Source organism: Streptomyces sp. BV286, from assembly GCF_019090165.1.
Lineage (GTDB): Bacteria > Actinomycetota > Actinomycetes > Streptomycetales > Streptomycetaceae > Streptomyces.
Window position 1 is genome coordinate 208,572 of record NZ_JAHRIB010000150.1, and the last position, 25,610, is coordinate 234,181.

Genomic DNA, 25,610 nt, shown 5'->3' on the forward strand with positions numbered 1-25,610 from the left:
CCGCGTCCGACATGACTGCTGCTTCCGCTGCTTCCGCAGCTTCTGGTGCGCTCGGAGGGCTGCTCGACGGGCAGGTGGCACTCGTCACCGGGGCCGGGGGCGGCATCGGGCGGGGCATCGCGCTGCGGTTCGCGGCGGCGGGCGCGGCCGTGGCCGTCCACTTCCGCACCGACGCGGAGGCGGCCCGGGACGTCGTCGCCCACATCACGGACTCGGGTGGCCGCGCGGTGGCCCTGCGGGCCGACCTGACCGTGGAGTCCGAGTGCCACCGGGTGGTGCGCGAGGCCGCGGACTGGGGAGGCGGCCTGCTGACGGCACTGGTCAACAACGCGGGCGTACAACCGGTCCAGGAGCTGCCGGGCATGACGGTGGAGGACTGGCGGGCGGTGGTCGACGCCAACGTGTCGAGCGTGTTCGCCTGCACACAGGCCGCCGCCGAACTGATGCGGGACGGGAGCGAGAGCCGTGAAGGGAGGGAGACGAGGGCAGGGAGGGAGACGAGGGCGGGGAGGGGCGAGCCCGGTGGAGGTGTGCGCAGCATCACGCACATCGCGTCCATCGAGGCCACGCACCCCGCCCCGCACCACGCCCACTACTCCGCCTCGAAGGCGGCGGTCGTCATGCACGCGCGCTCGGCGGCCCTGGAGTACGGTCCCTACGGCATCCGCGTGAACACCGTCTCCCCGGGACTGATCGACCGCGAAGGCCTCGCGCAGGCGTGGCCGGAGGGTGTGCGGCGCTGGCGACAGGCGGTACCCACGGGGAGGCTGGGGCGCCCGGAGGACGTGGGTGACGCCTGCGTGTTCCTCGCCTCACCGATGGCCTCCTGGATCACCGGTCAGGACCTGGTCGTGGACGGTGGGATCTCGGCACGGCCGACGTGGTGAACGCGAGCGGCCGAGACGGGTGGGCGCGGGCCTGTTGAACAACATGCCGCGTACATCCGTACCCTCACCGAGGCGCAGACGTACACGCATGACGAGTTCGACGAGTTCGACGAGCACGACGAGCACCAGAAGCACGACGGGCACGACGGGCACGACGGGCACGGCGGGCACGACGGGCACGACGAGTGCCGGGCACGACGAGTACGAGAAGCAGGGAGAGGCGACGTGGGCCGAGTGCGCCGCACACACCGGGTCCTACGAGTGCTGCGGGTGCTGAGGGTGTCGGCACCACGCCGGGCCGCGGCCCTCGTCGCCCTGCTGGGCACGTTGTTCCTGCTGGGCGGGGCGGCGACCGTGTCCGCCCACTCGGCGGTCCGGGACACCGATCCCCGTGAGGGGTCCGTCCTCAAGTCGGCGCCCCGCGAGGTCACCATGACCTTCACCGAGTCGGTCGGCATCACCGACGACTCGCTGCGCGTCCTCAGCCCCGAGAACCGCCGGGTGAACGCGGGCGACACCCAGCACGTTCCCGGCCGCTCCGACACCGTCCGCGTACGCCTGAACGACGATCTGCCCGACGGTACGTTCACGGTCGCCTGGCGTGTGGTCTCGGCGGACAGCCATCCCATCTCCGGCGCCTTCACCTTCTCCATCGGCAAGCCCTCCGAGACGACGGTCCCCGTCTCGGTCGAGCCGGCCGTGAACCCCGCCTCGGGCGCCCTCTACGACATCGCCCGCTACGCCGCGTACGCCGCCGTCTCCCTCCTCCTGGGTGTCGCCGTCTTCGTCCTCGCCTGCAGTCCGTCCAGCGCGGAGCCGTTGCGCGGGCTCGTACGCGCCGGCTGGTGGACCCTCCTCGCCACCACGGTGGCCCTCGTCTTCCTGCGCGGCCCCTACGAACGCGGCACCGGACCGTCGACCGTCTTCGACCCGGCCCTCATCGAGAACACGCTGACGAGCAGGCCGGGCTGGGCGCTGCTCGCCCGGCTGGCCCTGCTGGCGGGGGCGGCCGTCTTCCTCGTACGGACGGAGGCGGCGCTGCGGCGGTCCGCGGAACCGAAGCCTGCCGTGCTCGCGGCCGGGGGTTTCCTGGCCGTCGCCCTGGCGGTCACCTGGGCCGTCGCCGAGCACGCGTCGGCGGGCATCCAGGTTCCCGCGGCGATGACCTCCTCGGTACTGCACCTGCTGGCGATGGCGGTCTGGCTGGGCGGGCTCGGAGCCCTGCTCACTGTGCTCCACCGGTCGAGCACCCCGCTCGCGGCCACGTCGGTGACCCGTTTCTCGCGTATCGCGTTCACCTCGGTCACGGTCCTGGTGCTGACCGGCGTCTACCAGTCCTGGCGGGGACTCGGCTCGTGGGACGCGGTGTTCGGCACCTCGTACGGCCGGATCCTGGTCGTGAAGGTGTGCGCGGTGGTGGCGCTGCTGGCCGCGGCGGCCTTCTCCCGCCGCTGGACGGCCCGCCTGTCGGACGACGTGGAACAGCCGGCACAGAAGCCCGTACCGGAGGCTGCACCGGAGCCCGTACCGGAAGCCGTACCGGAGTTGGAGAAGGTCGGTGCCGGCGGGCGCGCGGCCGCCGGGAACACGGTTCCGGCCGCTGCTGAGCGCGGGCCTGCTTCCGTGTCCGCTTCGGTGACGGAGACGACCGCGGAGACGACTGCGGATGCGATTCCGGAGACGACCGCGGGCTCCCCTTCGACTCCGTCCGAGCCTTCAGCCTCGCCTTCGGTGTCGGCCCCGCCCTCGGAGTGCTCCTCGGCGTCCTCCTCGGCGTCGTCCTCGGTATCGGCTCCCGAGGAGGCCGGTGTCCGGCACCGGTCCCTGCGCCGCTCGGTTCTCGCCGAAGTCGTCGTGGGCGTCGCGGTGCTGGTGATCACGACGGTACTGACCGGCACCCAGCCGGGCCGCGCCGAGCTGGAGACGGCGGCGGCCGAGTCCACCGCCGCCGCGGCCGACGGCCCCACCGCGTCCACGACCCTGATCCCCTTCGACGTCGGCACCCCGGGCGGCCACGGCAAGGTACAGATCGTCCTCGAGCCGGGCCGCGTCGGCGAGAACACGGTCGAGGCGGTCATCATCGGCCCCGACGGAGGCGTCGCCACCGTCCCCGAGATCCGTCTCTCGTTCACCCTCGACTCCCAGAAGATCGGGCCCATCGACGCCGGGCTCACCAACAAGGGCGGCTACTGGGGGACCGAGTCCCTCAACCTGCCCCTCGCCGGCACCTGGACGATGAAGGTGACGGTCCGCACGACGGACATCGACCAGGTGTCGGAGACCCGTCGGGTGAAGATCGCCCGCTGATCCGGCGGTGACGGCACGGCCCGCGGAGGGCGTGAGCAGGGCTCATCGGGGCGGCGGAGAACCGGACGGGCTCACGACGGGTCCCAGTGGGCGAGCTCGTGCAGGGCGGCCGCGGTGCGCGCGAATCCCTCGTCGCCGAGCAGGGTGCGCAACTCGCCGTTGAAGCGGTCGATCTCCGGCTGAGTGGCGCGAAGGGCGTCGGCGCCCGCGTCGGTGAGGCCCAGCGTCACGGCCCGGTGCTCGCTTGGATGCGCCCGCTTGACGACGAGGCCCGCCGTGACGAGCCGGGTGACGAGTGCGGTGACCGCGGACTCGCGCAGTCCCAGGGTGCGGGCGAGCTCCCGCTGGGTGACGCCCGGTCGGTCCTGTACGGCGAACAGCGCGCCGAGCTGGGCCGTGGTGACACCGGCGGCGGCCGCGCAGCGACGGTCGGCGGCCGTACGCAGGCGGTGCGCGGCCCGTTGCAGCAGGAAGAACAGACGCTGGTCGGGCTCTGCCTCGGACATGGACCGATCTTGACAGACCCGACGGCCGTACGGGACGGTCACTTCACTGGTGAAGTGACCGTCCCGTACGGCCGAAGTCGAGGTGCGATGTGAAGGACTCCGAAGTGAGAGACCCTGACGTGAAGGACACCGGTGCCAGGGCCTTTGAGGCGAAAGATCTCGATGCGAAGGGCTCCCCGGGCCTGGCCGCCGCCCGGGAGGCGCTGGCGGCCCAGCCCTTCAGCAGCCTGCTCGGCGCCCGGCTGGTGGCGTTCGGTGAGGGCGAGGCGGTGTTGGAACTGGACATCCGCGACGACCTGCGCCAGCAGAACGGGTTCGTGCACGGCGGCGTCCTCGGTTACGCGGCCGACAACGCGCTGACCTTCGCCGCGGGCACCGTCGCCGGCCCACGGCTGCTGACCTCGGGGTTCACCATCGACTACCTGCGCCCGGCCGACGGCACGCTGCTGCGGGCCCACGCCCGCGTGGTCCGGGCCGGCCGCACCCGGGTCGTCTGCCGCTGCGACCTGTCCACCACGGACGCCGAGGGAACGCGGACCCTGTGCGCGGTGGCCCAGGGCTCCATCGCGGTACCCGCCGCGCGATAGAGCCCAGGGCCACCCGTCCCCGGCCCTGCCCTGCCCTCCCCTGCCCTGCCGTGTCAGTCGGCCAGGTCGAACCGCGGCTCTTCGACCCGGGTGCGCTTGATCTCGTAGAAGCCCGGGACGGCGGCCACCAGCAGAAGGCCGTCCCACAACTGCCCGGCCTTCTCCCCGGCGGGGGCGGGGGAGACGACCGGACCGAAGAAGCCGACCCGCTCCCCACCGGGCCCGGTGACCGACACCACCGGGGTGCCGATGTCGTCGCCGGCCAGGGCGAGGGCCTGCGCGTGCGAGGACCGGATCGCCTCGTCGTACGCGGAGGACTCGGCGGCGTTCGCCATCTCCTCGGGCAGTCCGGCATCCGCCAGGGCCCCCGCGAGGTTCCCCCAGTCACCCTGGAGGTGGAAGCGGGTGCCCATCGCGGTGAAGAGGTCACCGAGCGCCCGCCCGCCGAACCGCTCCTCCACCGCGGCGCACACCCGCACCGGCGCCCACATGTAGTCGCCCCACTCGCCCTCGGGGTTGTCGTCCCGGTGTTCGTTGAGCACCGACAGGCTCATCACCCGCCAGCGGACGGTCACCGGCCGCACCCTGGTGACCTCCACCATCCACCGCGAGGTGATCCAGGTGTACGGACACACGGGGTCGAACCAGAAGTCCACGGTCCGCTGTTCGGTCATGCGGTCGGCTCCTCGCAGGTCGTTCGAGGCCGGCGGTGTGACGATCGGGAACAGTCGACAACGCCGTAGGGAAGGCTCAATGCCATTCGTCGGGGTCGAGGGCGGCCGCGACGAAACCGTCCCCCGTCGTGACCACCAGGTCGGGCTGCCCGACCCGGAGTGCGATCCTCTCGCGGTCGAAGTCACGGAATTCCAGGACGAAGTGTTCGGCGACGGCGGGCCGGTCCAGGGGGAATCCATCGAGATCCACCGCAGAATTCGCGCGGTCCGCTCCCTGGCAGAGAACCGACACGAAGAGGGGGAAGTGTTCCGCTTCCAGAAGCAGATCCGCGTCGTGAATGACTCCGGCGATCCCCACGCCGCCCGTGACCGCACCGCACAAATCATCCAGGCAGTCCACCAGAGCGTCCCAGTTCCTTCCGTAGTAACCGGGGAATTGCAGGACTTCCGCGAACGCACGGTGAATCCCCTGCTCGGTCGTCAGGTCACGGGCGTCGAAGCGGTGGACGCGCCCGCCCTTCGCCTCCAGCCGCGCCAACTGCTCCTGGACCTCACTCGCCCCCTGGGGGACGAAGACGACCCAGGGGGCGGAGGTCCCCGTGATGTCGAAAGCGTTCATTCCTGGATCACCCTGTGAATTCGCCGACGTAGTAGAAGGTTCCGTAGTGGTCCGGTGTGTAATACGCGGGGCCGGGCCCGTCCTTGGGAGTCAGGAGGCGTTCGGGGCCCCTGATCTCCTTTCCGCAGCCCGGCGCGCTGCACTGCGGGAGGTCGACCTTGGCATTGACGTCCCATTCCTTGTACTTGCCCCCCGGCAGGGCGGTCTTGTTGTTACCCCAGTTCGCGTTTCCATGGTAGCCGTCGACCTTTCCGATTCCGCCGGGCCGGGCGTTGACCTTGTTCAGCATGTCCGCGGCGTGCTGTGGAGCGGGGCCGGGAAGCAGCCCAAGTCCCTCCGGGCTGCCGGAATCGCCGCCGTGCTGGTGGCACAACGGCGCGAGACCCAGCGGGTCGGACCAGGTGTGGGGGTTGTGGACGTACGCGACGGGGTTCGGCGCCGGGAGCAGGCCGAGGGGGTCGGGACTGGTGTAGCGAGCGGTCTCGGGGTCGTAGTGACGGTGGTGGTTGTAGTGGAGACCGGTCTCCGGGTCGTGGTACTGGCCGGGGAAGCGCAGCGGGGTGTGCGCGCTCGCGTCGCGGTTCCAGGCGGTGGTTCCCCAGAGGGTCGACCGAGCGTGCCAGGCGACCTCTCCGTCCGGGGAGAGCAGTTCGGTCGGGGCGCCGACGAGATCGGTCACGATGGCGAAGAAACGCTCGTCGATCGTCTCCTGGGGCGCCTCGGCCGCCCAGATGCGCTCGGCCTGGCTCAGGGGGGACAGCCCGTCGTGGTCCCAGGTGAGCGTGGTGTGGCCGCCCGTGTCACCCCGGTCGGTGGTCTGTTCGCAGAGCGTGTTGCCGTCCCAGGTGAAGACGGTGCGTTCGAGGACGGTCTTCCCGTCGGCGCCGAGCCGGAGCTTCGCGGTCCGTCTCGCCAGCGGGTCGTACGTGTACCGCCAGCGGCTGCCGTCCGGTGTGGTGACGGCCGTGAGGCGGTCCTCGGCGTCCCACTCGTACCGCCAGATGTCGGGCTTGCGGGACAGCCGGGTCTTACGGCGTACGACCACACGCCCCTGGGCGTCGTGCTCGTAGTGGACGCCGCCGGCCCGCGTCAGCCGCGTTCCCGCGTACTCGCGTGACCCGACGGCCTCGTGGCCGGGATGCTTCGCGGGCCACGAGGCCTCCGTCTGGTTGCCCGCCGCGTCATAGGCGTAGCGCTCGCTCCAGCCCGCCGCGTGCACCGCCGTCACGCGGTTCTGGGCGTCGAGATCGAAGCGCCGGCCACCCGTACGGGAGTCCTGCGTCCCTACGAGGTAGCCGTCGGGGCGATAGGCGTACGAGCGCTCCGCGATCCGGTGGCCGCCGGGAGCCGTGCTCTCCTGCGTGACCAGCCGGTCGAGGCTGTCGTAGCCGCTGGTGAGGGTGAGGGCGTCGTCGATCCGGCGGACGACCTCGCGGTCCGCCGCGTCGTGCGCGAAGCCGATGGTGTGACCCGCCGTCGTCAGCTGGGCGGTGCGTCCCGCCGCGTCGTACGTCCAGTCGCTGCGGGCGCCCGTGGGGGTGGTGCGCAGCGTCCGGTTGCCCGAGGCGTCGTAGGCGAAACTCATGGTCCGGCCGTCGACGGTCTCCCTGATGCGACGGCCCGCCGCGTCGAGTTCCACGTGCAGGCTGCTGTCCGGAGCGACGGCCCCGGTCAGCGCACCGTTCACCGAGTACGTGTAGAGGGTGGTCGCGCCGTCCGCGTCCTTGGCGGTGATCTGCCCCAGCGGGTCCCGCCGGTAGCGGACGGTCTGGCCCAGAGCGTTGGTCCGGGTGGCGAGCCTGCCCGCCGCGTCGTACGTGTAACGGGTGGTGCGGCCGTCGAAGTCGGATTCGGAGAGGAGCTGCCCGGCCGCGTCGTAGGTGTAGTCCCAGGCGAGTCCCTGCGGGTCGGTCACGCGGGAGAGGCGGAGCTCGGCGTCGTGGGTGAAGGCGTAGCGCTCGCCTCCCGGACCGGTGCGGGCGCCGAGCCGGTCGAAGTGCGTGTACTCGAACGTGCTCACCCGGCCGACGGCGTCGACGTGACGGACACAGTTGCCCTCGCTGTCGTACTCCCAGCTCTCGCGCGACCCGTCCGGGTCGGTGCGCGCGGCGAGCAGGCCCGCGACGGTCCATTCCAGGCGGGTCTCGTGGCCGAGCGGGTCCGTCACCGCGGTGGTCAGGCCGAAGGGGTTGTACGCGTACCGGGTGGTGTTGCCGAGGCCGTCGGTCACCGCCAGCGGGAGACCGGCGGCGTTGTTCGTGTAGGTGGAGGTACGGCCGGCCGCGTCCCGGGCCTCGACGAGGCTGCCGTCCGCCGCGCGGACGAACGACGTGGTCGCGCCGGCGGGGTCGGTGACGGCGGTGACGTTTCCCCGCTCGTCGTTCGTGTACTGCCAGGAGGAGCCGTCCGGCAGGGTGATGACCTGGGGAACCTGCCGCTCGTCGTACGCGATGCGGACGACCGAGCCGTCGGGCCGGGTCATCTCGACGGGCTGCCCCGCCTCGTTGTTCACGAAGGCCGTGCCGTGCCCGAGCTGATCCGTCGTCGCGGTGACGTGCTGACGGTCGTCGTAGGCGGTGGTGACCGTGCCGCCCAGCGGGTCCACCTCGGCGACGGCCAGGCACCGGTCGTCGATGACGAAACGGCGGACGGCGCCCTCGGCGGTGGTGAGGGTGGTGACGCGGTGGCCGGGCCAGGCGGGATCGGTCCCGTCGTAGGCGAGGGTGATCGTGAAGTGCCCGGCCTCGCCGCCCTCGGCGACACAGCGGTCCTGGTCGTCGTAGGCGTAGTGGTAGCGGCTGTGGTTCGTGTCCTCCCACGAGGTGACGCGCAGCCGCTCGTCGTAGGTGAACGTGAGCGGCGGGCCGGAGGAGCCGGCGACCGTGCTGAGGCTGCCGCCGGTGTGCCCGTAGCGCTTGATGACGACGTCCGAGCCGTCCTCGCCGGCCCCGGCCAGGCTCAGGGCGGTCACGCGGCCCTCGTCGGTGGTGAGCTTGAGGTGATAGCCGCCGGAGTGACGGATCGCGAGGGGGGTGCCGTACTCGTCGTGGTCGAACGTGATCGTGTGCTGGTTGCGGTCGGTGACGCGGGCCAGGAGCGCGATGCCGTCGGCGGTGGGGCGGGTGAAGTGGAGGGCGCGGCCGGTCAGCGGTTCGTCGACGCGGTAGCCGCCGTCGTCCAGCCGGGTCAGCGGCCTGCGGGGCCCGGCCCCGGGCAGGACGGGGACCTGTGTGCTCGGCGGATGCGCGTAGGTGAGGAGCAGTCCGTCCTCGGTGACGAGGACGATGCCGGCCGCGTCGATCTCCAGCCGTTGGTCGATGGTGGAGGCCCACGTGGGGCCGAACCACCAACCGCAGCGGTAGTCGGAGGCGACCCGGCGCGTGAACGCCAGGGGCAGCAGGCCCGGCAGCTCCACGTCGGTCTGCGGGAGGTACATGGCGCCGGTGGCCATGTCGACGGGGTCGCTGCCCTTGGAACGGACGAGGTTCTTGGCCCGGTTGTACGCGCCCTTGGCGCCGTCGGCGACCATGCCGCGGGCGCCCTTGCCGAGGCCGCGGGCCGCCAGCCCCATGCCCTTCAGGCCGCCCTTGATCCCCTGCATCGCGGCCATACCGCCCTTGAGGCCCTTGGCGAGTCCGCCGAGGCTGGTCAGGCCCTTCATGCCGGGGATGCAGTCGAGTGCGGCGAAGCCGACGTCCCACAGGGACGCCTGCCCCTTGGCGTATTTGTTGAGGGTGTCCGCCAGCACGACGAGCGCCGCGATGAGCACGATGGCGCCGAGGATCGGCCCGCCGATGATGAGCGCGATGACGCCGAGGACGGCGACGACGACCTTGCAGACGGCGACGATGGTGTCCCAGTTGTCGGTGACCCAGTCGCCGACCTCCTCGTACCACTTACGGTTCTGGATGCCCGCGTCGGAGGCCTCGTCGAGCTTGCGCTTGGCCTCACCCGCGGCGTCCTCGCGCATCTTGCGGGCGTCCGAGGCCATCTTCTTGGCCGCGTCCAGCGCGCTCTGTGCGGAGGTGACGTCGGACCGGGCGGACGTCTGCGCGGACTCGGCGCTCTGTGCGTCCCTCGTCGCGGCACGGACCTTGGACTCGTCGGGCTTCGGGACGTCCTTGCCCGCGTCCTTGTCCTCCTTGTACTTGTCGGCTTCCTTGTTCGCGCGGGTCACCCACGAATCGGCCGACGACAGGCGGGTCTTGGCGGAGGAGAGATCGGCCTGCGCCTCACGGCCCTGGACGAGGGCCTTGTCCGCGAGGGCCTGGGCACGCTCGAGTTCGGGCCAGTACGCGGCGAGGGCGTCCCCGGCCAGGTCGTACGACTTCTTCAGCTTCTTGAGGTTCTTCGGGACCCCGGAGAACTCGTCCTGAAAGACATCGGCGGTCTTGCCGACCCACTTCAGGACGGCATCCTCCTCCGCCATCCCCTTCACCAGACGCAGTGCGTCCTGCACATCGTCGGCGAAGTCGTGCAGGCTCTTGGCAAGGGACTTGACCCGGACGGGATCCCCCGGTGTCGGGTCCTTCTCCAGGTCCAGGACATGCCAGTCCGTCGGCCGATATCCCGCCACCGCGCAACCCCCGTCACAGACAGCGCATGAACAACCGTATGCACACGCGAACTTACAGGGCACGGCCGTTCGACGAAAGCTCGACCGGGTGGAGGTGCGGTCGCGGCGACAGTGGCGGCGCGTCGGACTCCGCGCCCGCGAACGCCGAAGTCCGCGACAACGCCAGCCGTTGCGTAGCCGGTCCGTTACGGTGAGTGCACCGCATGGGGAGGGGTGCGATGACTGCGGAACACATGCCGGGCGGTCACGCCGCGCGGACCGTCGAGTCGGTGGTCCGCAACGAGCTGAGCGGCCGGGTTGCCGGTCATGTGGTCCAGGCCGGAGTCATCCACGGTGATGTGCACACCGGAGATCTGTACGTCCACCCCCGACGCGAGCGCGTGGTGCCGCGGCAACTCGTCCTGCCGCCCAGGCTGTTCACCGGCCGGACGCAGCATCTGGCCGCCCTCACACACGATGTGGCAGAGCAGGACGACGCAGGGGCCACGGTGGCGATCGCCGTGATCGGTGGGCCCGGCGGGGTGGGGAAGACCGCGCTGGCCCTGCACTGGGCCCATCGGAACATCGACAGGTTTCCCGACGGGCAACTGCATGTGGACCTCCGTGGTTTTGCTCCCTCGGGCGAAGCCATGAGCCCCGAGGTGGCGGTACGGGGGTTCCTCGACGCCCTGGGGGTGGAGCCGGCGGCGATCCCACCCGGCCTGGACGCACAGGCGGCGCTGTACCGCAGCCTCGTGGCGGGCAAGCGCATGCTGGTGGTGCTGGACAACGTCCGGGGCAGCGAACAGGTGGAACCGTTGCTCCCCGGCAGTCCCACCTGCACGGTGCTGGTCACCAGCCGGCGCCGGCTCACCGGCCTGGTCACCCGGCACGGCGCGCGCCCGCTGGACCTCGGCGTCCTCACCGAGGCGGAGGCCCGGGAGCTCTTCACCCGCCATGTCGGCGCCGCACGGGTCGCCACCGAGCCCCACGCGGTGGCCGAACTGCTGGGCTGGTGTGCGGGCCTGCCCATCGCGATCAGCGTCGTGGCTGCCCGTGCCGCCCGGCACGCCACCTTCCCGCTGGCGGTGCCGGCCGAGGAGCTGCGGGAGGAATCAGAGAGGCTGGACGCCCTGGACGGCGGCGAACTCACCGCGAGTCTGCGGGCGGTCCTCTCCTGGTCCTACCGCGCTCTCGACCGGGAACAGGCCGACATCTTCGGACTCCTGGGCCTGGCGCCGGGGCCGGACATCAGCCTGCTCGCCGCCGCGGCCCTCGCCGCCCTCTCCCGCCCCCGGGCCCACGCGGTGTTGCAGGTACTGGAGGACGCGTCCCTGATCCAGCAACACGTTCCCGGGCGCTACCGCATGCACGACCTGATACGCCTCTACGCCACTGAGCAGGCCGACGACGACCAGTCCCGTGACGACCGTGACACCGCGTTGCGACGGCTGGCGGACTTCTACCTGCACACGGCCTTCGCCGCCGACCGGCTGCTGGAACCGCACCGACCGCTGATGGAGATCGACCCCCCACTTGTTCCCGTTGTTCCCGGTGGCCTGCCCCACTGGATGCCCGACAGGGCAGCGGCACTGGCGTGGCTCGACACCGAACATCCCTGCCTGCTGGCCACCCACCGGCTGGCCGTCACTCGGGGCTGGCACAGGATGGTCTGGCAACTGGCCTGGACGCTGACCGCCTACCACGGGCGGCGGGGCCACCTGCAGGACGATCTCGCCGTCCTGCGGGCCGGGCTGCTCTCCGCCCACCGCCTGGAAGACACGACCGCCCTCTTGTGGGCCCACCAGTTCCTCGGTGCCGCCTACGCACTCGTGGACCGGCACGCCGACGCGTTCGACCACCTGGGCCAGGCCCTGGACCTGGCCCAGGACGCCCATGACGTCACCGGCCAGATCCACACCCATCACGCCTTCACGTGGCTGTGGGAGGTGCAGGAGGATGACCAGCGGGCGCTGGAGCACGCCACCAGTGCCCTGCGCCTGTGCCGGGGGCTCGATCAGCCGGTGTGGGAAGCCGACATGCTCAACTCGGTGGGCTGGTTCTCGGCCCGGCTCGGTCACCACGAGCAGGCTCGGACCGACTGTCAGGCTGCCCTGGCCCTGAGCCGCCGCCACCACTATCCCCAAGGGGAGGCGTACGCGCTGGACTCCCTTGGCTATCTGGCTCACCACACCGGCGACCACCGGAAAGCCGAGGACTACTACCAACAGTCCCTCGCCCTGTACCGGAACCTCGGCGACGCCTACGACGAAGCCATCATCCTGGATCATCTCGGCGAGACCCAGGCGGTCCTCGGCCACCACGACCAGGCCCGCCACAACTGGCAACAGGCGCTCGAGTTGTACCGGACGCAACACCGCGCAGCCGAGGCCGACCGGACGCAGTCGCGGCTCGATGAACACGGCGACCGAGAACACAGGAACGCCGAGATTCCCGCCGGAGGGGCCTGACCAGGCCCGGCATCCGAACCGACTCCGGACTCGCCAGGCCACCAGGCTCGCGGATCCACCGAGAGGACGTGGCTCGTGGCTCGGAAGATCGCCGATGCCATCTGGGGCCCCGGGCCGCAGCCCTGTGGACAAGCACCAGGACAACGAGGGCTGAGAACCGTCGAAGGGCCCCACCGCGAACGGTGGGGCCCTTCGACGTTAGTGCCCGGTGAGGCACTGGCGGAGGATACGAGATTCGAACTCGTGAGGGGTTGCCCCCAACACGCTTTCCAACTGTGGGGGTGGGGTATTGGGGAGCGTGCGGGGGCGTTCACCTGGGTTCATGGGCGGCCACCCTCTAAAGGCATGGCCCGCGCTCGGCCCGCCCTGAACGGTCATGAACGGGGCTGAATGAGACGGAAACTGAGACGGTGTGGGGAGTTCTGTCGACGAGCAGTGCGGTCAGAACCTTGCAGGCTGTGAAGGCTGCACGGGCGTAGACGCGCTACGTCGTCGTGCCTGATATGCCTCCGCGTCCTGCGGATGAGCGTCTTACATGTCATCGGCTCTGCACCCACCAGATGATCACAGCCACGGTGGCCGAACCTACGGCAGCCCCAGCTCCGCGGACGGACGCGAACAGCGCGGCGTGTGCGAGTCGTCGACCAGTTGGATTCTTCCGCGTCACAGCAGCCTCCTTGGGCTCGTCGCGGCCTCAACGCCGCCTCATGTACCTCCCATTGACGTGTATTTGGCGCAGCAACGGCAGGGATCTCGTAGCACCTCGGAAAGGCCGGGGGCCGCCGTAGACTCCGCTCCGAGTCGGAATTCCGACTCGGAGACACGCCACATGGGTCGGTGGAGGGTCGCGTGCCGGACAAGGCTGCTAATCGGGGGGCCCTGCCTCCGGTGTTCGTCGAGTTGGCAAGGCTGTGGGAAGCCGCGCAGGCTCAGTTGGCCAAGCAGGGGCGGCGGTTGACCCTCGACCGGGTGAGCCGGGAGTCGGGCGTTCCTGCGGCGACGCTCAGTGACTGGCGCAGGGGCAACCATGTACCACGCGAGGCGGAGCAACTACTCAAAGTAGTCAGTTTGTTGAGTAGATGGGCAGAGTTAGGTCCACCGATTCAAGCCGATTGGCGACGGCTCATGGACGGCTCGGCTACGCCAGTTGTCACGGAGACTGCTCGGGCCCTGCCTTTCGGTGCTTCCATCGTTGCGCTGGGGGACCGTCTCACAGCAGGCTTCGCAGAGCAGCACGTTGAGGTTGACGCAATGTGTCTTAGCGGTCAGTCGCTCGCAGCGGCGATGGGGCATCCGCTCCGTGCTGTTCATTCTGGGAGCGTCAGACCGACGAAGATCAGCGTTCGTGTGCTGCTGCCCAGCAGAGACATTGCTCTGGCCTACCCCAGTTCTGTAGAGCCAAATGGCGAGGAGACTGACCAAGTTCATCAGGCTTGGCTCCGACAGCGAAATGCATATGCTCAGTCCATGTCAAGCATGCTGCGGTCACTTCAGGAAACCCACGGTATTGACGTGGAAGTAACCTATAGAGCGTTGCCATTCACTCCGATGGCGAAGCTCTACCTCATCAACGGCAAAGAAGCCATGTTCTCCTATTACACCGTTATGCAGCGTGAGGCACAGATCATTGGGCGGACGATGAACATCTACGATCCAGGAGCTCTGGGTCCGGTTCGGCTCTTCGGTACGGAAGAGCGGGACGAAGACACGGTTTTCGTTGAGCAGTCGTATCTCTGGTTTAACTCAATATGGGAGACCGTCTCTACCGAGATGACGTTCATGTAGAGCCCTCGCAGGAACTCGCCTCGCGGAGTCGCTCCAGTCGAAGCCGGGGCGGTAGACCACTCTCTCAGCCTCTCGGGCTGGAGCATCGTGGTGGCGGGTCTTGCCCTCAGGCGCTGGTGCCAGATGTCGCAAGAACTGACTGAGACCTCGCTCCGGGCAGGTGGACCGTGTTCGGTGTCCTGAGGTGACCGTTTCGACCGCTCCACACTCTCAGCTTGGGAAGCTGAGGGCACCTGGGGCCTGCTCTGAGGCGGACCTACGGCTGAGCGGTATGGGCGCCTGGTGCGAGATCAGCCGGTTCCCCGGTGTTCCCCGTGGTTCCCCGTACGATCTGGCACGGGTCTGGCAGGGGCTTCCTCTGCTCACGGTGCCTGCACAGCGGACGTCAGCCAAGAGAGAACACGCCCCTTAGCTATTCTGACTCTTGAGTCTTGAGGTTGTCGTACGCCCTGGGGTGGGTGCGCAACTGCCCCTTGAGGTAGCGCCGATCACGCAGGTTCGCCATGACAACGTCGTAGTGGGCCTGCTCAGCGTCCCAGTCCCGGTCGAGGTGGGGCATCGCCTCGTCCGACATCTCGCGGGCGAGGTCATACAGATCCCTTCGCCAGGCGGGGTCAATGGCCCGCTCGTTGACAACCGTGTTACGGAAGGCGAAGCACGCGAAGAGCGCTGTGGATGCGAGCAGACCGATGGCTTGCTGACACGCCTCTTCGTCGAATGTGATCGCTGAGTTTAGGAAGAAATGATCTCCCTCTACTGTGAACTGCCCCATGCAAGACTCAGCCGTCGGGTGGGCCCAAGCTGAAGCCTCCGCGTAGAAGTTCTTGTACTTGTCGACCTCATGCGCGGAGTCCCCTCGGACGTCGCTGAGCCACTGTCGTACACGCACGTCAGGGAACCACTTGCCGTCACGAAGCCATTGATCGGCCATTTTGGGGTCCTTGGCCAACACTCTGGCTAGGCCGGCAGACTCGTACACCGAACGTAGCAAGTTGCGCGTCTCAGCTAGGAAGCCGTGGCATGTGACTACCCAAGCTGCCCGCAGCTGGGTGAAGCTTCGAGCCAGGGCCGCTTCGGCAGCGAGCTCATTCTCGAAAGTCTCCTCGAACGGAAAGCGATCAACGCGGAACGTGCCGAAGTGGAGAAGAGCCATGGCGCGTCCGAACCAGGCGCTCTCAGGCCAGTCGGACGAGGCTTCGAGGAAGCGCCCCATGTGTACTACGTCATCCGGGAGTGCGCCCAGATCGCCCTCTTCTGTCATGCGCCTATGGTGCTCGCCCTGTGGCCGGTGGTGCCACAACATTTGCCGGACCCTGCAACGGCTCCGGAGGCCGCTTGGACCCCGGGCAACGTGGCAGGTCACGGCCCTACGCGTGGCAGATCTGAGGGGAGCAGTCAACAGATAGGCCACGGCTAGCCGAGCACCGCTTTATGGGTGGATCCGAGCCCGATCAGCGGATGACGAGGTCTCTAGCCAGGGCTTCTACTCCTTCATTGGAACTCGTAACGAGATCACGAGCGTGCCTTCTTGGGGCGTCGCCAGCAGATCACTCCTCCAGCAGTGCAGAATCAGCCGTGCTTAGCCGTTCAGGTACGGGCACGACCCGATCGCTGCGAGACTCTGCCCGACAATGCAGTCGCACTGAACGGGGACGTGTAGCTGTGGCAAAAGCGAAGAGCCGCAAGGGGTACTACCGGGCAGGACACCATGTGAAGCCGTCGTCGGCGTCCAGCCGGTGGAAGAAGCCGTCCACGGGTATCGTCCTGGCGGGCGTACTTCTGGCCATCGCCGGATGGAACACCCTGTTCGCAGACGGGGCCGACGACTCCGACAAGCCGCCCCACCCTCAGACCCCCAGCGCCTCGGCTTCTGCCGTACCTGGTCAGTGATCCCGTTTCCGGCGAAAGACCGAGAAGGGCCGCTGCCAAGTCTGTCCCTTCTCAGTGCCGGCCCTGCGGGGAACTTCCGGGGTCGTCGCGTCTGCTGACGCCTCCTGCGCTCGCAGCTGCTGCCAGACGGCCTGCCACTGAGTGACCTGATCGTCGGAGACACCACAGGCCGAGAGGTAGGCGGCCGTTGTGCCCCAGGTGGTAGGAAGAGTGCCGCGGTTGAGTAGACGGCTGACGGTGCCTGCCGATATGCGTTCGGCCGAACGCTGGCTGACTGCCTGGTGGGTCAGACCGCTGATCACGCGTACGTCCGCGAGGGCGGTGAAGAACCCCGTGACGGTGCGGACCGCATGCGGATCCGGCCACGCACGCTCACCGGCGTCCACGCCGGGCGTAGCAGGGGCGGACGTGGTGGGGAGATCCGTGTGATTGCGTCCGAGTGCCACCTCGGCACCGCTGTTGCGGTCCCGGGCTTGTGGAACGGGATGCCCCCTCGCTTCCAGCGTCAGACGCAAGTGCCGATAGAGAACCCCCAGGTCGAGCAGTGCGGGAGCGCCGGGTATGCCACGGCGCAGCGTGTCGAGCAGCGCGCCGGTGAAGGCTGTGTAGGTCTCTCCCACCGGCGCCAGAGCGGTGCGGGTCTCGGCGGCGGCCGCCAGGAGAAAGCTGCCCTCCACGGCCGCCTGGTCGGCGAGGGCGGGCTCGGCGCTCATCCTCCCCAGGGCCCGGCCGCTGTAGCAGCAGTCCAGAATCACGACATGACGCTCGGCCCGAGAGTCCAGCAGAAGGACCTGGCGCAGCCAGTCATAGGGCAGGCCGGTCTCGACGCGGCCGAACTCGGTGTGTGGTATGGCCAGACTGAGCTCATCTTGCGCGTCGACAAGGCCGTGCCCGGCGAAGTAGACGATCAGGGTGTCGGTGGCCTCGGCGGCCGCCTGCCTCACGGCGCCCACCACGGTGTGCGCGGCATCCGGATTCTCCACGACGCTCACATGCCGCTCCGGCAGCTGCAACGACAGCGGGCCGCACAAGAGGCTGGCGAGGGCCTGCAGATTGTTCGAGACCGCAGGCAGCTGCTCAAGATGCTGGTAGCGGCTCGTGCCCACGAGCACCGCCCGTGTCGCCCCCGGGTCGGGCAGCACGCTCACCGGTTGCCGCCCTCATCGCCGTCGGCGGCGGCAAGCGCCCGCGTCGCCCGCTCTATCTCCTCCTGCGAGCAGTCTGTGAGGACGATGACCGTGTCCCCTCGGCGGATTTCCACCCGCGGTCGCTGCGGTCGGCTCTGCCGCCACGCCGCCAGCGCCAGAACGAAGGATGCCGCACTCCACCCGTTCCCCGTCACCAGCCCCAGCACGTCAAGCCCCGTGCCCATCTCCCCAGGCCTCGGCACACTGCCCCCCACCTCCACCACGGTCGACCGACGCACCACAGGATCCGCACGCAACCAGCCCTGCAGCGAACGCAGTTCCATTCCAGCCGACTCGACCCGCACCTCTAACCGCACCCTCGTCCTCCCCGCATCCGCGCCGCCCAACGCGACGACGATGCAGACCTATCCCCCGCAGACACTGAAAAATCCAAACCACCTCAGCCGACCACCGGCAACAGGCCGATCACCCGCCGACACAAGATCCCTGATCACTCCAGCCACAAAGGCGCGGGCGGACCTCCCGTTTTTGCTGCCGCCGGGGTCCGCCGGCGTCTCCAGCTCGTCCAGCAGCCGCTCCAGTTCCATACCTGTCAAGAATCGCATTTCCGTGCAACGGACTTCCCGCTTCGATATTTTCCTGTCATGGTCAACGCCACTGAAGCCGCCGTCGCAGTCACCGAAGCTGTCGCCGCAGGCGCAGCCACAGGGCTCCTCGACCGAGTACGCGAACGTGTCAGGGCGCTCGTCTCCGGTGCGCCCCGGGAAGTCCAGGACCGGTACGCGGAGGAGGCCGCCGACCACGCGGTCCTGCTCAGGGAGGAAGCTCTCCCGCTGGAGGACATCGCGGCCTACTGGAGGGTCAGGCTCATCCAGCACAACCTGACGGTGGACAACTCGACCTCCACCGTGACGTTCGGCGAGGTGCACGCTCAGACGAACTACAACGTGGGCAGAGACTTCAGCGGCACCATCAATCTCTGATGGGCGACAAGCACCTCTCCTTCCACTCTGGCCGGGACACCCACGTCGTGATCAACGAAGTGGCGAAGGAGTTCCCCGAGGTTGCCTCAGCCCTCAACCGCCTCGACGCGAAGGTCCTCAAGGACTTCTCCAACGCGCTGTCGAGCAAGATGAACTGGTCGATGGCCGAGATGTTCAGCCAGGCGGCCAACGGCCTGAGCATGGATGTCCTCGAAGGTTTCGCCAGCACCGCGCATCTGGTGGATTCGAGGCGGCTGGACGACTTCTCGCGGGCCGTGAACTACCTGGAGAGCGATCCCGTGGTCTCGGACCTTGGCCGGGTCCTGGAGGACATGAAGAAGTTGGTGGAGGCCGAGAGGGAAACGCTGTCCCTCATCGCCGATGCGAACCGAGGGCTCGCGGAAGCGAAGAATTCCCTCGTCAAGCTGGACGTGGTGGCCCTCGCGGAGAGATATCACTGGCAGGAGGAGCAGGGTAAACGGCAGTACACCGCGAAGCTGAAGAAGCTGGAGCAGGAGCTTCAGGACTGGAAGACCCGATGCATGTACGCGGTCGGCATCGCGGTGATCGCCGTTTTCGTGTTCGTGCGCTGAATGGTAGTCAGAAGTTCGTGAGTTGAGCGCTCTCGGACGGCCCGGAGACGGCCCGCGCTTTTCATGCCGAGCCCGAAGGCTTAGCCTCCGAGGCTTTGGTGCGACGCTGCTGAAACTCCTCGTACTTGGCTGTGAAGACGTAGATGTAGTCGAGTAGGGCTTCTGCAAGTTCCAGAGCGTCTTGAGCGTCTTCCCTGCCTACTGCTTCCTTGCTGAAATGGGCGCCCTGGTTGCCCAGCACCCGAAGCGCCTGTGCCCAGTCGAAGAGGCGGCCTTCGATCTTGTTCGCGTCACGCAGTTCGCCCAGCGCAGCGAAAAGAGGCTTCTTGCCGGTGCCTTGGTCGACGCACATGCCCTCAAGGGTGCGTCGCACCATCACGGCAGTGGCGGTGTACAACTTGGCGCTGAAACAGGCCCGAGCCTCGCGCATCTCGCGGGCTATCGCCTGAGGGATGCTTGGGCTGAGTGGTCCTGAGGCGCTGCTGGGCCACTCGCGGGAAGGATCTGCCCAGCCCCAGCCGTCAGCCTCCAGTACCGACATTTGCATGAGGAGCTGAGGGACTCGGCACTTGTCACACGACACCAGCGTGTAGATCAGAGGCTCGAACGCTTCATCACCCTCGGGCGCCAGTTCGTAAGCCCCACGCTGTGTGCTCAGCGTGTGCGTGTCGCAGTGTGGACACTCGATCAGTATTGGTGGTGAGGAACTGGCTCCCCACCCACTCGTGGCGGTCATTTTTGCGAGGCTAGCGGAGCTTCCCGCCCGTTGTTTCCCGAATGGCGGAGCTGCCGGATGTTGCAACCGCGGGCGGCGGAGCGACTTTGGGCTGGAGCTGCTTTGGCGCGAGTGATCATGGCCCCGTAAGCTTCCGGCGCGTCGGGCAGTCTGTGGACCTGCCCGGTAAAGCACGACGTTGGGGCCATGATCTTCGAGGCTCGCGCCAAAGTGGCTCCGTAAAGCCGTGGAGTCGACCGCCCCAGCCCCGACGTACCCCTTCTCTGGCAGCAGGCGGCTGCATGCTTTGAGCGCGGCACGGGCGCTGGCCGGGCTGGAGCGGGGCGGAGACAGGAGCGCAGGCCCGGCCAGGGGGCGGGCCGCGCGCGGGGAGCGGAGCGAGCCGCCTTGAACCCGTGAAGAAAGTTGTAACTCAGACGGCGGCTTGCGAGCTCTGGCTGAGTAGCGTGCTCCCATGGGGTGGGGAGAGCTGATCACGGCTGTCGTAGGGGTCCTGGTCGGTGTTGCGGCAACAGAGGTTGTTCACGCGCGGCGGGCGCGTATCGAGAACCCGGCAATACGCCTCACGGTTCGTGCCGATGGCAACGATGGGGCGTATGTGTTGAACAACCTTGGCTATGCCAGCGCGCACAAGGTTGGAGTGACCGCGGGTTGGGTCTCACAGCATGGGCGTTACAGGGTCACTCATCCTGTTGCGCGTTGGAACGAGGTGCCTCCGGGTGCGGAGTTGCACTTCACCTTGCCGCAGGGTGTCAGTCGTGCTGATAGCGCAGTGCTCATGGTTGCGTGGCACGAGAGTCTCAAGCCCGCGGCTCGTCGTCGGCAGCAGCAATGGCCTCTTGGATGAAGAGCCGTAGTCGGAGCGGTACGCACTCCGCTCGCTGACTATCACAGACGCCACAGGGGCGCTGTGTACTGCTGGTGGCGGTTGTTGATGAGCAGTTGGCGCAGCTCCTCGCGCTGGGAGCCGTTGAGGTTGAGGGCCTCGGTGAGGTGGCGGAATGTTGTGTGCGTGACTCCGCGGCTGCGGGCTTCGTCCTCGAACCGGTCGAGTCGCGCCAAGACCGTCTGCGGGACCAGGTCCGTGGGCGGCTGGTCGTTGAGCCATGCGGCCTTGTTGCGTTCGTAGTCGATTTCCGAGTAGCCGCAGATTTCGCGGCTGTGGGCCTCGGCCTCGTCCAGGGTTTCGGTCGCCATGATGGCGCGGGCCAGCTGATTGCGGCTGACGGCGTCGTCCAGGTCGACCCCGTGGACTGTCGGACCCTCATCCGTGAGTGCGACGGGTAGTCCCGCGTCCCGGACTTCACAGGTTCCGCGTACGCCTCGGGCGGTGGCTGCAAGCATGCCGGTGGCCTCGGACGGGTGCCACTCCAGGACCGCGCTGACCGGCTCGGCATCCTTCGCCGTGAAGGTGTGGACGAGAGGACCGAGCACGCCGCGCAAGTCGTCGAGCGGTAGTTCCCCGTCCAGGCCGGGGCCTGCGACCAGCAGCCGGACGGGCGCGTTCACCTGGCAGCACGCGGCGAGCGTGAGGGCGTCGGCGAGCGGGCTCTTTAGGGTCGGTTCGTCGCCTCGGGCGAGGATGTCGCCGCCTACGTCGAGCAGATCGATCGACTCCGGCGACAAGTAAGCGATCAGCTCTTCGAGTTGGCGCGTGATTCCCTCGGCGCCGTGGTGCGGGTCGATCAGGGCGAAGGTGTGTGGGAGCTCTGCCGCGAGACGGGGGAGTGTGGAGCCTGCTGGAGCGATCGGGCGGGCGTCCGCCGGCACTGTCCAGACTGCGGGGGTGAGCTGTTCGAGGCCGGTGAAGTTGTCCGGTCCTCGCGGGCCCGGTACCGGGTCGATGAGGAGGCGGTCCCACGCGTACGTGAGGATCACCGCCTGGTCCTCGGCGCCGTAGAGGGCGGTGTGAAGCATGGCGGCGGCGACTGCGTCGCCTCCTCCTCCTGCTGCGACGATCAACCGCTTCATGCGGCCAGCGTACGGGGGCGAGGGTTGACCACTCACCCTATAGTGGCTAGAGGCCGTAGCCACTTGGACGAGGAGGGCGAATGCCTCAGATCGAGGAGGCTCAGCCGAAGTATCTCCAGATCGCGCACTTCATCCGCGATCAGATCCTTCGGGGAGACCTTAGGCCGGGGGACGAGGTGCCCTCGGAGCGTCAGTTGGCGGCGGACTGGAAGGTGTCCCGGCCCACGGCTGCACGGTCGTTGGAAGCGCTGAGCCATCAAGGGCTCGTCGAGAAGCGCCAGGGATCGGGCACGTACGTGCGCAGCCTGGAGGTCAATCGGCGGGCGCGCGAGTTGTACGGCCGGGCCCGGCAGGCCGGGAAGATCTACACGACCGGTGAGTACGCGGTGATCACGTCGGCCGGTTGGTTGGATGCGCCGGATCACGTTGCCGAAGCCCTGGGGCTGGTCAAGGACCGTCGGGCCGTGCACCGCCGACGGGTGACCAACAACCATGACGGGCCGATCACCTTGTCCACCTCGTGGTTCGCTCCTGACGTCGGCCAGCGTGCGCCGAGGCTCCTGGAACCTGAGCGGATCCAGGAGGGGACGCTCATGTACGTCGAGAACATGACGGGCCGTCAGGGCAGCTATGCCGAGGACCGTATGTGCGCTCGGAGCGCTACCGATGAGGAGGCGTCGGACCTTCAACTGGAGGCCGGTTCAGCCGTTCTGATCGTTCACCACGTCGTCTTCGACCTTCAGGACCGGCCGTTGGAGTTCGCCGAAGCCACCTATCCCCCGCATCGCTGGGCCTTCGAACAGGGCTACCCCCTCACCTGACAGCCTGACAGTTGCGCCGAACCACTTGCACACTCCAAGTGGCTAATGCCACTATCCACGAAGTGGCTAAGGCCACTTGGACTGGAAGGGGGCACGGCGTGACGAGTCAGCGGCCGGACAAGGGCGCGCGGTTAGCTTGCCGGGGATGCCGGGGGCGCGGTTGGAAACGCGTCGGCTCCCGTACCGCTCTGGTGCTCTCCACGGCCAACGACCGCGTTCGTGCCACATCGAAGCGGCGCTGTCTCGACTGTGATGGCAGCGGCAAGGAGTGAGCGCGGATGGATGACACCACCGAGGACCGCGACGGTTTCGGAACCGCACGACTCGGGGCGATGATCCTGCACCCGGGACCGGAGTCCGTACCCAGGGTCCGGAGCTGGTTCCGGAAGTTCATCGCCGCGTACAACCCGGCCTGCTCGATCGACGACTGCACGCTGATGGTCTCGGAGCTGGTCACCAACGCGATTCTCTACGGGCGGGCGGATGAACCCTGGCTGGTGCGCGTTGAGTGGTACCGCGTGGAGACGTCGCTGCGGATCGAGGTCCACAATCCGGGGTTCCCGGCGAACGTGCGACTGCGCCGCCCGGAGGCCGATGAGGCACACGGGCGGGGGCTGCTCCTGGTCGACGCCATCGCCGAGTCATGGCACTCCGGACCCAGCCGTTTCGGCGGGACCGTCGTGTCCGCAGTGGTGGCCGGCGCCTGGCCGACGAACGAGGGATTCGGCCCCCTCCTACTGTGAGATACGGGACGGCCGTCTCCATGACGCTCGCCACACCGCCGCGACCGTGCTCCTGATCCTCGGCGTCCCGGACGTCGTGATCGACTCGATCATGGGGTGGGAGCCCGGGGGAGCGGCCCGGATGCGCGCCCGGTACATGCACGTGAGCGGGACCATGCTCCGCAAGGTCGCCCAACAAGTCGGAGACGCGCTCTGGGTGCTGCCCAGCGTTTCCGGGGCTCCCGAAGCCGACAGACAGTCCAACTGAGACGGAAACTGAGACGGACGACGCGAAGGGCCCCACCGCGAACGGTGGGGCCCTTCAACGTTAGTGCCCGGTGAGGCACTGGCGGAGGATACGAGATTCGAACTCGTGAGGGGTTGCCCCCAACACGCTTTCCAAGCGTGCGCCCTAGGCCACTAGGCGAATCCTCCGCGGCAAACAATACAAGACGTTGAGGAGTGCTCGCGAACTCGTTCCCCCCGGTCCGATCGGGTACTGTGTGCGGAGCCCCTCACGTGGCGCTATCTGACTGAACTCCCCCAGGGCCGGAAGGCAGCAAGGGTAGGTTGGCTCTGGCGGGTGCGTGGGGGGCGCTTGCGTTTGCCGGGCGGGCGGAGCCGCCGGGGTGGCCCGGGCTTCGGCGGGGTGGAGCGGGGGTGGTCCGACGGGCGGTCCCCGTTGTCAGTGGGCGCCTATAACCTCGTACGTGTGTCGTCTCTCGCGCTGTACCGCCGTTATCGCCCGGAGTCGTTCGCCGAGGTCATCGGGCAGGAGCATGTCACCGACCCGTTGCAGCAGGCGCTGCGGAACAACCGGGTCAATCACGCGTACCTGTTCAGCGGGCCGCGCGGCTGCGGGAAGACGACCAGTGCGCGCATCCTCGCCCGGTGTCTGAACTGCGAGCAGGGACCCACGCCCACACCGTGCGGGGAGTGCCAGTCCTGCCGTGACCTGGCGAGGAACGGGCCGGGGTCCATCGACGTCATCGAGATCGACGCCGCGTCCCACGGTGGTGTGGACGATGCCCGTGACCTGCGGGAGAAGGCGTTCTTCGGGCCCGCGAGCAGCCGGTACAAGATCTACATCATCGACGAGGCCCACATGGTCACCTCGGCGGGCTTCAACGCCCTGCTGAAGGTCGTCGAGGAGCCGCCGGAGCACCTCAAGTTCATCTTCGCCACCACCGAGCCCGAGAAGGTCATCGGGACGATCCGGTCGCGGACGCATCACTATCCCTTCCGGCTGGTGCCTCCCGGGACCCTGCGCGAGTACCTCGGTGAGGTCTGCGGCCGCGAGGGCGCGCCCATCGAGGACGGGGTGCTCCCGCTCGTCGTGCGGGCCGGCGCCGGGTCCGTGCGTGACTCCATGTCCGTCATGGACCAGCTCCTCGCGGGAGCCCGCGACGACGGTGTGACGTATGCCATGGCCACCTCGCTCCTCGGCTACACGGACGGGTCGCTGCTGGACTCCGTGGTCGAGGCCTTCGCCGCCGGCGACGGCGCCGCGGCCTTCGAGGTCGTCGACCAGGTCATCGAGGGCGGCAACGACCCGCGGCGGTTCGTCGCCGACCTGCTGGAGCGGTTGCGGGACCTCGTGATCCTTGCGGCCGTGCCCGACGCCGGGGAGAAGGGGCTCATCGACGCTCCCGCCGACGTGGTGGAGCGGATGACGGCCCAGGCCGGGGTCTTCGGCGCCGCCGAGCTGAGCCGGGCCGCCGACCTGGTCAACGCGGGGCTGACGGAGATGAGGGGCGCCACCTCGCCCCGTCTCCAGCTGGAACTGATCTGCGCGCGCGTGCTGCTGCCCGCGGCGTACGGGGACGAGCGGTCCGTCATGGCGCGGCTCGACCGGATCGAGCGCGGGGTGAACTTCACGGGGGCGGCGGCCGGCGGGCCTCCCGTCGGGTACGTTCCCGGGCCCGACGCGCATGCGGGGATGGGTGCGAGGGGCGGGGCGGGCATGCAGGGCGGTGGTCCCGGCGCCGCCGCCGGCCCCGTTGGCGGGCCGGTGCCGTCAGGTCCGCCCGGTCCGTCCGTGCAGTCCGGTCCGTCCGTCCAGTCCGTTCCGCCGGGTGGTGGGGCCGCAGCCGCCCGCGCCGCGGTACGGGGAGGCGGGGCGGGAGCTCCCGCCGGGCCGGGCGCGCCCAGTGGTCCTGGTGGTCCCGGTGGTTCCGGTGGCGACGCGGGCCATGGTTCGGCCCAGGGTCCGGCTGTGCCCGCGCACACCTCTCCTCCTGCTCCCGCCACCCCTGCTCCCACGCCCGCTCCTGTCGCGGAGCAGCCGCCCGTCCAGGCTCCGGCGGCCGACAGCGCGGCCGGCGCCTGGCCCACCGCGACCGCCGCGGGCAGCGG

21 protein-coding genes, 1 tRNA gene, 1 other RNA gene and 1 pseudogene are annotated in these 25,610 nt (G+C 68.7%); 14 read left to right on the plus strand and 10 right to left on the minus strand.

The genetic code is table 11. The annotated features are described in order from the left end of the window. The first annotated feature begins 11 nt into the window (after window positions 1-11). The 3 genes from KUF83_RS25675 to KUF83_RS25685 all read left to right on the plus strand — a co-directional run bounded on the left by KUF83_RS25675 (window position 12) and on the right by KUF83_RS25685 (window position 3,194). Window positions 12-887, plus strand: a complete 876-nt coding sequence (locus tag KUF83_RS25675) for an SDR family NAD(P)-dependent oxidoreductase (RefSeq protein WP_217457317.1) — start codon at window positions 12-14, stop codon at window positions 885-887. A gap of 88 nt (window positions 888-975) precedes the next feature. Beyond that, window positions 976-1,164 (plus strand): hypothetical protein, encoded by a 189-nt coding sequence (locus KUF83_RS25680; RefSeq protein WP_217457288.1) that lies wholly within the window; start codon window positions 976-978, stop codon window positions 1,162-1,164. A 2-nt stretch (window positions 1,165-1,166) separates the two neighbouring features. Next, window positions 1,167-3,194, plus strand: coding sequence for a copper resistance protein CopC (locus KUF83_RS25685; protein WP_308403127.1), 2,028 nt, complete (start codon window positions 1,167-1,169; stop codon window positions 3,192-3,194). Window positions 3,195-3,265: 71 nt separating this feature from the next. Here the strand turns inward: KUF83_RS25685 and KUF83_RS25690 are convergent, their stop codons facing one another. After that, complete coding sequence (locus tag KUF83_RS25690) at window positions 3,266-3,700, minus strand: MarR family winged helix-turn-helix transcriptional regulator (protein ID WP_217457289.1); 435 nt, start codon at window positions 3,698-3,700, stop codon at window positions 3,266-3,268. A gap of 182 nt (window positions 3,701-3,882) precedes the next feature. Between KUF83_RS25690 and KUF83_RS25695 the strand changes: the two genes are divergently transcribed. Continuing rightward, complete coding sequence (locus tag KUF83_RS25695; RefSeq protein WP_217457320.1) at window positions 3,883-4,287, plus strand: PaaI family thioesterase; 405 nt, start codon at window positions 3,883-3,885, stop codon at window positions 4,285-4,287. A 53-nt stretch (window positions 4,288-4,340) separates the two neighbouring features. Here KUF83_RS25695 and KUF83_RS25700 read toward each other — a convergent pair whose 3' ends face one another. The 3 genes from KUF83_RS25700 to KUF83_RS25710 all read right to left on the minus strand — a co-directional run bounded on the left by KUF83_RS25700 (window position 4,341) and on the right by KUF83_RS25710 (window position 10,156). Beyond that, complete coding sequence (locus KUF83_RS25700) at window positions 4,341-4,961, minus strand: DsbA family protein (protein WP_217457290.1); 621 nt, start codon at window positions 4,959-4,961, stop codon at window positions 4,341-4,343. Between the two features lie 76 nt (window positions 4,962-5,037). Further along, window positions 5,038-5,580 (minus strand): barstar family protein, encoded by a 543-nt coding sequence (locus KUF83_RS25705; RefSeq protein ID WP_217457291.1) that lies wholly within the window; start codon window positions 5,578-5,580, stop codon window positions 5,038-5,040. A 7-nt stretch (window positions 5,581-5,587) separates the two neighbouring features. After that, entirely contained in the window at window positions 5,588-10,156 is a 4,569-nt protein-coding gene (locus tag KUF83_RS25710) for an RHS repeat-associated core domain-containing protein (RefSeq protein WP_217457292.1), read from the minus strand. A gap of 218 nt (window positions 10,157-10,374) precedes the next feature. Here KUF83_RS25710 and KUF83_RS25715 point away from each other — a divergent pair, with 218 nt between their 5' ends. Further along, window positions 10,375-12,606 carry a tetratricopeptide repeat protein gene (locus KUF83_RS25715; protein WP_217457293.1) on the plus strand — a complete coding sequence of 744 codons (2,232 nt, stop codon included), beginning with the start codon at window positions 10,375-10,377 and terminating at the stop codon, window positions 12,604-12,606. 849 nt (window positions 12,607-13,455) lie between these two features. Then, window positions 13,456-14,391: a GntR family transcriptional regulator gene (locus KUF83_RS25720; protein WP_217457294.1), complete on the plus strand. Its 936-nt coding sequence runs from the start codon at window positions 13,456-13,458 to the stop codon at window positions 14,389-14,391. Between the two features lie 412 nt (window positions 14,392-14,803). Here the strand turns inward: KUF83_RS25720 and KUF83_RS25725 are convergent, their stop codons facing one another. Continuing rightward, complete coding sequence (locus KUF83_RS25725; RefSeq protein ID WP_217457295.1) at window positions 14,804-15,652, minus strand: hypothetical protein; 849 nt, start codon at window positions 15,650-15,652, stop codon at window positions 14,804-14,806. Window positions 15,653-16,053: 401 nt separating this feature from the next. Here KUF83_RS25725 and KUF83_RS25730 point away from each other — a divergent pair, with 401 nt between their 5' ends. Further along, window positions 16,054-16,281, plus strand: coding sequence for a hypothetical protein (locus tag KUF83_RS25730; protein ID WP_217457296.1), 228 nt, complete (start codon window positions 16,054-16,056; stop codon window positions 16,279-16,281). Here the strand turns inward: KUF83_RS25730 and KUF83_RS25735 are convergent. Continuing rightward, entirely contained in the window at window positions 16,275-17,429 is a 1,155-nt protein-coding gene (locus KUF83_RS25735) for a caspase domain-containing protein (RefSeq protein ID WP_217457297.1), read from the minus strand. The two genes, KUF83_RS25730 and KUF83_RS25735, sit on opposite strands and share 7 nt — an antisense overlap. Continuing rightward, the gene (locus tag KUF83_RS25740; protein WP_254644339.1) at window positions 17,426-17,752 is read right to left on the minus strand and encodes a hypothetical protein; all 327 of its coding nucleotides are present in this window, start codon (window positions 17,750-17,752) and stop codon (window positions 17,426-17,428) included. The genes KUF83_RS25735 and KUF83_RS25740 overlap by 4 nt, the downstream gene beginning before the upstream one ends. A gap of 321 nt (window positions 17,753-18,073) precedes the next feature. On the opposite strand from KUF83_RS25740, the gene KUF83_RS25745 reads away from it, so the two are divergent. After that, window positions 18,074-18,412: a hypothetical protein gene (locus KUF83_RS25745; protein ID WP_161364435.1), complete on the plus strand. Its 339-nt coding sequence runs from the start codon at window positions 18,074-18,076 to the stop codon at window positions 18,410-18,412. Continuing rightward, window positions 18,412-19,005: a hypothetical protein gene (locus tag KUF83_RS25750; RefSeq protein ID WP_217457299.1), complete on the plus strand. Its 594-nt coding sequence runs from the start codon at window positions 18,412-18,414 to the stop codon at window positions 19,003-19,005. The genes KUF83_RS25745 and KUF83_RS25750 overlap by 1 nt, the downstream gene beginning before the upstream one ends. Before the next feature lie 61 nt (window positions 19,006-19,066). Here the strand turns inward: KUF83_RS25750 and KUF83_RS25755 are convergent, their stop codons facing one another. Then, window positions 19,067-19,741, minus strand: a complete 675-nt coding sequence (locus tag KUF83_RS25755) for a DUF4145 domain-containing protein (RefSeq protein ID WP_217457300.1) — start codon at window positions 19,739-19,741, stop codon at window positions 19,067-19,069. 888 nt (window positions 19,742-20,629) lie between these two features. Continuing rightward, on the minus strand, window positions 20,630-21,712 hold the full coding sequence (locus KUF83_RS25760; RefSeq protein ID WP_217457301.1) for a DUF1152 domain-containing protein: 1,083 nt from the start codon (window positions 21,710-21,712) through the stop codon (window positions 20,630-20,632). 80 nt (window positions 21,713-21,792) lie between these two features. Between KUF83_RS25760 and KUF83_RS25765 the strand changes: the two genes are divergently transcribed. The 3 genes and pseudogenes from KUF83_RS25765 to KUF83_RS25775 form a co-directional block, all read left to right on the plus strand. After that, complete coding sequence (locus KUF83_RS25765) at window positions 21,793-22,533, plus strand: GntR family transcriptional regulator (RefSeq protein WP_217457302.1); 741 nt, start codon at window positions 21,793-21,795, stop codon at window positions 22,531-22,533. Window positions 22,534-22,811: 278 nt separating this feature from the next. Next, entirely contained in the window at window positions 22,812-23,276 is a 465-nt protein-coding gene (locus KUF83_RS25770; protein ID WP_254644340.1) for an ATP-binding protein, read from the plus strand. A 1-nt stretch (window position 23,277) separates the two neighbouring features. After that, window positions 23,278-23,523, plus strand: a pseudogene (locus tag KUF83_RS25775) (hypothetical protein); the annotation flags it as partial. A gap of 79 nt (window positions 23,524-23,602) precedes the next feature. Here KUF83_RS25775 and KUF83_RS25780 read toward each other — a convergent pair. After that, a tRNA-Ser gene (locus tag KUF83_RS25780) sits at window positions 23,603-23,690 on the minus strand. A gap of 71 nt (window positions 23,691-23,761) precedes the next feature. Here KUF83_RS25780 and ffs point away from each other — a divergent pair. Beyond that, window positions 23,762-23,860, plus strand: an RNA gene (ffs, locus tag KUF83_RS25785) — signal recognition particle sRNA small type. A gap of 107 nt (window positions 23,861-23,967) precedes the next feature. Beyond that, the coding region (locus KUF83_RS25790) for a DNA polymerase III subunit gamma and tau (protein ID WP_217457303.1) at window positions 23,968-25,610 on the plus strand (1,643 nt) is incomplete at its 3' end.